Annotated in this window: 5 protein-coding genes and 3 pseudogenes; 7 read left to right on the plus strand and 1 reads right to left on the minus strand. The window is 70.8% G+C overall.

Annotated features, from left to right (window positions below; translation table 11 throughout):
* Nucleotides 1-7: 7 nt before the first annotated feature.
* Complete coding sequence (locus ACFHPP_RS16380) at nt 8-1,099, minus strand: ATP-NAD kinase family protein (RefSeq protein ID WP_437164321.1); 1,092 nt, start codon at nt 1,097-1,099, stop codon at nt 8-10.
* 356 nt (nt 1,100-1,455) lie between these two features.
* Here ACFHPP_RS16380 and ACFHPP_RS16385 point away from each other — a divergent pair.
* The 7 genes and pseudogenes from ACFHPP_RS16385 to ACFHPP_RS16415 form a co-directional block, all read left to right on the plus strand.
* Nucleotides 1,456-2,355, plus strand: a pseudogene (locus ACFHPP_RS16385) (molybdopterin cofactor-binding domain-containing protein); the annotation flags it as partial.
* Between the two features lie 2 nt (nt 2,356-2,357).
* Nucleotides 2,358-2,555, plus strand: a pseudogene (locus ACFHPP_RS16390) (hypothetical protein); the annotation flags it as partial.
* A gap of 98 nt (nt 2,556-2,653) precedes the next feature.
* On the plus strand, nt 2,654-3,682 hold the full coding sequence (locus tag ACFHPP_RS16395) for an FAD binding domain-containing protein (RefSeq protein ID WP_437164322.1): 1,029 nt from the start codon (nt 2,654-2,656) through the stop codon (nt 3,680-3,682).
* Between the two features lie 439 nt (nt 3,683-4,121).
* Complete coding sequence (locus tag ACFHPP_RS16400; RefSeq protein WP_437164323.1) at nt 4,122-4,703, plus strand: hypothetical protein; 582 nt, start codon at nt 4,122-4,124, stop codon at nt 4,701-4,703.
* A gap of 588 nt (nt 4,704-5,291) precedes the next feature.
* Entirely contained in the window at nt 5,292-6,098 is an 807-nt protein-coding gene (locus ACFHPP_RS16405) for a recombinase family protein (protein WP_437164325.1), read from the plus strand.
* The gene (locus tag ACFHPP_RS16410; RefSeq protein WP_437164326.1) at nt 6,058-6,552 is read left to right on the plus strand and encodes a zinc ribbon domain-containing protein; all 495 of its coding nucleotides are present in this window, start codon (nt 6,058-6,060) and stop codon (nt 6,550-6,552) included. Before ACFHPP_RS16405 ends, ACFHPP_RS16410 begins: the two co-directional genes overlap by 41 nt.
* Nucleotides 6,515-6,899: pseudogene (locus ACFHPP_RS16415) on the plus strand (hypothetical protein); the annotation flags it as partial. The gene ACFHPP_RS16410 and the pseudogene ACFHPP_RS16415, both read left to right, overlap by 38 nt.

Here is a 6,899-nt window from a genome sequence, read left to right on the forward strand (position 1 = left end):
GCTCCTGTCAGGCGGCGATGCGCAGCATGGCGGTGCGGCCGGGCGCGGTGTGCACGGCGATGTAGCCGGCGAGCGCGGCGTCCAGCGCCGGCTCCCCGGTATCGACATGCAGGCAGGCGGGGTCGAGCAGGGCGAGTTTCTGCGCGCCCGCCACCACCATGATGTTCTCCCGCCCCAGGCGCCGCAGCACGGCCGGGCTGAGCTGCTGGTTGCCGCGGCCGAGCAGGAAGCCCTGGCCGCCGGTAACGCCGATGATGGCGGTGGCGGGCGCCTCGTCCAGCAGCCGCAGCAGCTGCGCCTCCGACACATCGGCGGCCAGCAGGCGCCGATCCAGGGCCACGTCCACGCCCATCAAGGTCCCGTCGAAGCCGAGCGCCTGCTTGATGCGGCGCGTGGTGGTGCCGCAGCCCAGCAGGTACAGCCGGCCTTGCCGCATCTGCCCGACCAGGCGCCGCGCCAGCGCATCCAGCGCCGCCTCATCCGGCACGGAGGCGCCCGCCTTGCAGGCCTGCATCAGGCGGGACTCGCGCGGCACCTTGGCAAAACCGTGCAGGCGCGGGCTGACACGGCCTTCGCGCAAGGCGTCCTCGTCCAGATCCATGACCTCGGCCTCCCGCAGCAGGCCATCCCGCAGGAAAGCGGCGGCGACCCGGCCGGCGGCGGCGGGGCTGGTGGCGAAGACGGCGGATTGCATCTTCACGCCGGTCGGGATGCCGAGGATGGGCAGCGCCGTGCCGAGGGCCGCCAGCACATCCCGCGCCGTGCCGTCGCCGCCGGCGAACAGCAGCAGCTCCACGCCCGCCGCCTGCATGGCACGCGCCGCTGCGCGTGTCGCCTCGGCGCCGGTGGCGGAGAGGTCCAGGGTGGCGCAGGGTCGGCCGGCGGCGGCGCAGCTAGTGGCGCCCATCGCGCCGGGTGCTGCAAGAAGCTCGATTCCGTCCGGCAGTTCGCGCAGGGCGCGCGCCGCGCGCTCGGCGGAGACGGGTCGCGCGCCGAGCTCACGCGCGCGGGCGAGCGTGGCCGCACCGTCGGTGCCCTTCAGCCCGACCCGCCCGCCCATGCCCGCGATCGGGTTGACGATCACGCCGATTCGCCGCAACCCCGACGCCCCTCCCCCGTTCGCAGGCCGAACAGGCCGCTGCACTGCGCACAGTCTGGCGACGCAGGGCCGGCAGCGCAACCGTTTCCCTCAGGCCGGGTCGGCGGTGCGGACCGCCGGTCCGGACGTGCTGGTTCCGTCGCGACCGGTTGAGGACGCGGGCACCGGCTGCCGCAGCACGTTCCTCGGTGCAGATGGCCGGGCCAAGCCGGCCGGCAAGCCGCGGCACCGCTGCGGCGAGTGCGGCGAGGTCGCCATTCTCCGGCACCCTCCCATGCGCGACGCAGACCGCGCCTGTCGCCGTCCGGCCGGCCTCGAAGGCCTGGTCCGGATCATTGGCGGGCGACACCTTCTCAATGCTGTCCTACCAGGGCGAGGTCCGGCAGCGGCTGCGCCTGGGCGCGACGCGTGAGGGACGCCTGAAGGCGCTGGTGGTCGAGGCCGACGTCGCGGTGGGCGCGGCGGGCCAGTATGTCGAACCGGTCGGCAGCTGGTCCTGCCAGATCTACGCGCAGGCGGCGCATCTGCTGCGGCACCGCGTCGCGCGGCTCGACCTGAACGGCACGGGCTGGATGCGTGCGCCAGGCGGGACGGGCGCGGTGTTCGCGCTGGAAAGCGCGATGGACGAGATGGCGCATCGCCTCGGCATGGATCCGCTCGACCTTCGCCTGCTCAACCACGCCGACCGCGACCCGGAGAGCGGCAAGCCCTGGACCAGCAAGCATCTGCGCGCATGCTACGAGGCCGGCGCGGACGCCACTGGCTGGCGCGCGCGGCCACGCGGCGGGACGCTGCGGCCGCAGGACAGTCGGCTGATCGGGCATGGGATCGCGACGTCCTACGGATCCTGCTTCCGCTTCCCCGCCAGCGTCGCCGTCTCGCCGGGCCGCGACGGACGCGCCGTGGTGGCCGCCACCGTGGCGGAGATGGGCCAGGGCGCCTGGACCGGCCTGCACAGGCTGGCGGCGGAAGCGCTGGGACTCGATCCCGGCGATGTCTCGCTGCAGACGGACCGGACGGACCTGCCGGCCGGCGCCGGCGCCATTGCGCCTGCGCGACCTGCCCCTGCGCATCGACCGCCGGCTGGCCGCGGCATCGCCCCATCTGAACCCCGGCGAGGAGGCCGCGTGATGGACCTGGTCCTGAGGATCAATGGCCAGCCGCGGGAGGTCGCGGTGGACGCGCGCGCGACGCTGCTGGACCTGCTGCGGGACGGGCTCGACCTGATTGGCACCAGGCGCGGCTGCAACGGCGGCCAGTGCGGAGCCTGCACCGTGCTGGTCGGGGGACGTCGCGTGCTGGCCTGCCTGACACGCGCGGCCAGCGTGCGGGAGCCCGTGACGACGATCGAGGGTCTCTCAGACGGACAGGCGCTGCACCCGATGCAGCAGGCCTTCCTGGACCACGATGCGCTGCAATGCGGCTATTGCACGCCGTCAGTGCCACGGAGATCCGCGTGGCGATGAGCGGCAATCTCTGCCGCTGCGCGGCCTATCCCGACATCGTGGAGGCGTTGCTGGCCGGTGCGGCCGCGATGGCACAGGGGGCGCTGCGATGACGCACCTCGGCTTCGAACGCGCGGCCGACGCCGCGGATGCCTCCCATCGCCTCGGCACCGGCCCGGGCGCCCAGATCCTCGCGGGCGGCACCGGAACGGTGGACCTGATGCGGCTGGGCGTGACGGCGCCCGAGCGGCTGGTCGAGATTCTGGACCTGCGCGCCGAACACGCCGCGATTCTGTTCGGGAGGGCGGGCGCCAGCATCGGTGCGCTCGCCACCATGGCCGAGGTCGCGGCACATCCCGCAATCCGCGCGCGCTGGACCGCGGTGGCGGAAGCGCTTAATCAATCCGCCAGCCCGCAGATCCGCAACGCCGCGACGATCGGCGGCAACCTGCTGCAACGGACGCGCTGTGCCTATTTCCGCGACGCGGCCTCGCCTTGCAACAAGCGACGACCAGGCACCGGCTGCTCGGCGCTGGAAGGCGGGCTGACGTGGGACCTGGCCATCCTGGGTACCAGCCCGCACTGCATCGCCAATTATCCGGGCGACCTCGCGGTCGCGCTCAGCGCGCTCGATGCTTCCATCACGGTGGTTGGTGCGGATGGCAACTGGCGGAGCGTCGCGGTCGAGGATCTGCACCGCGAGCCTGGCGAGCGGCCGGATCTCGACACGGTGCTCGGAGCTGGGGACCTGATCCTGGCCGCGCACCTGCCCGAGCTGCATTGGAGCCGCTCATCCTACCTGAAGGTCCGAGATCGCGAATCCTACGCCTTTGCGCTGGTCTCCGTGGCTGTCGCCCTTCGCCTGGAGGAGGGGCGCATCGTCGACCTGCGCATCGTATTGGGCGGCCTGGCGACGAAACCCTTGCGTTGCCGCGCCGCGGAGGAGGCGGTGCGGGGTCGGTCACTCGATCTGCACCTGGCCGCGCAGGCCGCGGCGCTGTGCCTGGAGGGCGCCCAGGTCGATGCGGAGCGAGCCTTCAAGGCGGAGCAGGGGCGGCGGGCGATTGCACGCGCGCTGCTCGCCGCGGGCGGACACGAAAAAGCCGCCTGCCGAGTGGTTTTCCGAGGCGGCTTTTGATGGGCTGATGCGATTGCGCGATGTGGGATGCGGGGACGCGCAACCGACGATGCCAATACGTGACGGTCGGCATCTGACCCGCCCACTTGTCGCAGAGGACAAGGCCGGACACCTCCGGTCCCCTTGCGTAGGAAAAAAGTAGTCGGTCGCAGAAGCTGGTTTTCGACCCTGGCGATACCACGCCGCCACCCCGAGACACTGCAAACCAGCCCGGAGTGAGCGCCCTCGCACCCGATGCTTCAGGGACGGGCAATCTGACCGCGGCGCGACCTGCGGGCGCGCACCCGCCTTGAGCACTGCCCGGTCCGGGCAGTGATCCCGTTCACCAGCGCTGGTCCCCGCCGCCGCTGCGTGATGACCTGCACCCAATTCTCAATAGCCGGAACCGAGCCCATCCCGGGCGTCTGGCCGGTCGCGAAGACATGCGGGAAGGCACGGAATGGCGCGTGGCATTCGTGGCGCGACAGCCTTCTTCTGGGCCATCGCAGCCCTGTCGTCTCCGCTGCTGGCTCAGACCGGTCCAGAGGCGGGCGGCTTTGTCGGGCGGGAGACGCGAGAGATCGTCGAGATCTGTGCGTTGCGTCCCGGCCTGGCCCAGTACCCGGGGGCGCGGGCCTTCTGCCATGGCTACCTGACCGGCGCCTACTCGACGCTGCTGGCGGACCGCCCTGCCGGCGCGCCGCCGCTGCACTGCAACCTGCCGGCAAGCCGTCAGGAGCCGATCGATCGTTTCGTGGCCTGGGCGCAGGCGAGGCCTGACCAGTTGCGCGCCTTTCCCCCCAACGCCTTCCTCCAATTCATGGACGTAGCAAGCGAAGCGACTGAATCGTTCGGCGGGCTGAGGCCGAACGACTTGCCGTGTTTGAGGAACGCCAGATCCAGGCGCTGGCCGAGGCGGCAAGGGCCGGCGAGAGGTCTGCCCTGGCTGAGCGGCGGGCGGCCGACCTTGAAGCAGAGCTCGCGCTCCTTCGCGCGAGCGATGCGGAGCGCGTCGCCGAGGTCGCCCTACTGCGGGCGCTGATCAAAGAGCGGGAGACTCAGGGCGTGGTTGCGGCGGTGGTACCGGCAGCCACAACCAGGCACGACGGGCGCGTCGCGGCTGCGACGCGCCCTCACGGGCAGCGTCGCCGGCCAAGCCCTGATCGTAAGCCTGCCCGCGGCTTGGCAAGTCCCGCCAGGCGTGTCGCTGACGATGCGCCGATCGGCGTCATTGCGAACGCGGTTGACGCTGTCGCCGAGGTGGCATGATGGTCGGAGACCGGTTTGGGAGGGGCAAAACCACTGCCCCCGGCGGAATCGCATCGATGGAACATCCTGCCAGCATGGTGAGCCGGGAATCAGTGCCGCCGGACCGGGGTGGTGCGCCTGAGGCCAGGCCCCCCGTGCGCGGACGCCTGAGTTGATCGCGCTGGCGCGGGCGCTGGGGCGTGATTCGGCACGCCGAAATGGCGGGCGCCGGGCTCACAGCATCCCCGAAGCAGCGCTCCTGCTGCTGCTGGTGGCCGCGCTCTTGGCCGTCGCTCTGGCCTTTGCTGGCCGGTAAGGAGGCCCTCAGCGTGCGCTGCGCCATCTACGCCCGCTACAGCACTGACATGCAGTCCACCATTCGATTGAAGACCAGTTTCGGATCTGCCAAGCCAAGGCCGAACAGGAGGGTTGGGAGGTCATCGGCACCTACAGTTACTTTGCGATTACCGGCCAGATCAGGGCACGTCCGGACTATTCGCGCTTGCTGGCCGACGCCCGTGCCGGGTGCTTCGATGTGGTTCTGTCGGAGCAGCTCGACCGACTGAGCCGAGACAGTGAACACCTGACCGGCCTCTACGAAAGAATAATTTTCGCCCGCGTTGGCGTGGTGACCTTGATGGATGGCGCGGTCAACGACCTTCACATCGCCTTCAAGGGGATGATGTCGGCGTCAAACATGAAGGATCTGCGGCAAAAGACGCATCGCGGCCTTGAGGGACGTGTGCGCGCTGGCCGCAGCGGTGGCGGTCTCTCCTACGCCTACCGCGTGCGGCGCGGCTTCCAGGCAGATGGGACGCCGATCACCGGTGACCTCGAGATCGAACCGGCGGAAGCAGCGATCGTTCGCCGCATTCTTGAAAGCTATGTCGCCGGCCAGTCGCCGCGATTTATCGCGGTGGCGCTGAACGCGGAGGCGGTGCCCGGCCCACGGGGCGGCCATTGGACGGCGTCCCTGCTCCTCGGCGGGGCTGCACGAGAGACCGGGCTGCTACGCAACCGGCTATACCTCGGGGAGCGCGTCTGGAATCCGGCAGATGTGGGACAGGGATCCTCACACGGACAGGCGGGTGGCGCGACCGAACCCACCGGAGGCGTGGCTGATCACGCAGGTGCCGGGTTTGGCCATCGTGGAGTCCGGGCTTTGGCACGCGGCGCAAAAGCGCCTTGAGGCCGGGCGGCGGATCGTCGTCCCGGCTGCGCCAGAAAACCGTGGCCTCGCACTATCCGCCGCCCGGCGTCCCCGCTGGCCCCTGGCCGGCCTGGTCCGGTGCGGCCTCTGCGAGGGACCGATGTCGGTGATCGGTAGCGGCGGCCGGCTGGGCTGCTCAAACCACGTCGAGCGCGGCACCTGCACAAATCGGCGGACGGTGGCGCGCGACAAGGTGGTCATCCGGGTGCTGACCGGGCTCAAGGAGCGGCTGCTGGCGCCGGAGTTGGTAGAGGAGTTCGTCAGGGCCTACGCCGCCGAGGTGAATGGGGCGTACCGGGAGCGTGGCTCCCGCCGCACCACGCTAGGCGGCGAAGCTCGATCGACAGGTCCGCAACCTCCTGGAATTCATCAAGGACGGCCACGGCAGCCCCGCCATGGTAGCCGAGTTGCGCGAGGTGGAGCGGCGGCGTGAGGCGCTGCACGCCGGCAGTGCCGCCACGGCGACACCCGAGCCAGTGCCGGACAAGCACCCGGATTTGCCGGCGCTCAACCGCCGGCGGGTGGAGGCGCTGGAAGAGGCGCTGGGCGATCCTGCGACTGTCGGGCCGGCGACGGAGGCACTGCGGTCGCTGGTCGATGCGATCCTGGTGATTCCGGGGGAGCGGCGTGGGGAGGTCTCGCTCACGCTGCGCGGCGACCTGGCGGCGTTGCTGGATGCGAAGTCCAGCGATACCAGCCAGCTGGACGCCCTACGCCAGAACGGCAAAACCCCTATTCGCATGGTGGCGAACAGGGATTCGGAGGGACTCTTGGGGACGT

The sequence above is a fragment of the Falsiroseomonas sp. E2-1-a20 genome (genome assembly GCF_051433195.1).
Lineage (GTDB): Bacteria > Pseudomonadota > Alphaproteobacteria > Acetobacterales > Acetobacteraceae > Falsiroseomonas.

Bases quoted from the DNA above. Each gene is read 5' to 3' on its own strand.
- ACFHPP_RS16395 (WP_437164322.1), top strand. From the start codon at position 2,654: ATGACGCACCTCGGCTTCGAACGCGCGGCCGACGCCGCGGATGCCTCC.
- ACFHPP_RS16400 (WP_437164323.1), top strand. From the start codon at position 4,122: ATGGCGCGTGGCATTCGTGGCGCGACAGCCTTCTTCTGGGCCATCGCA.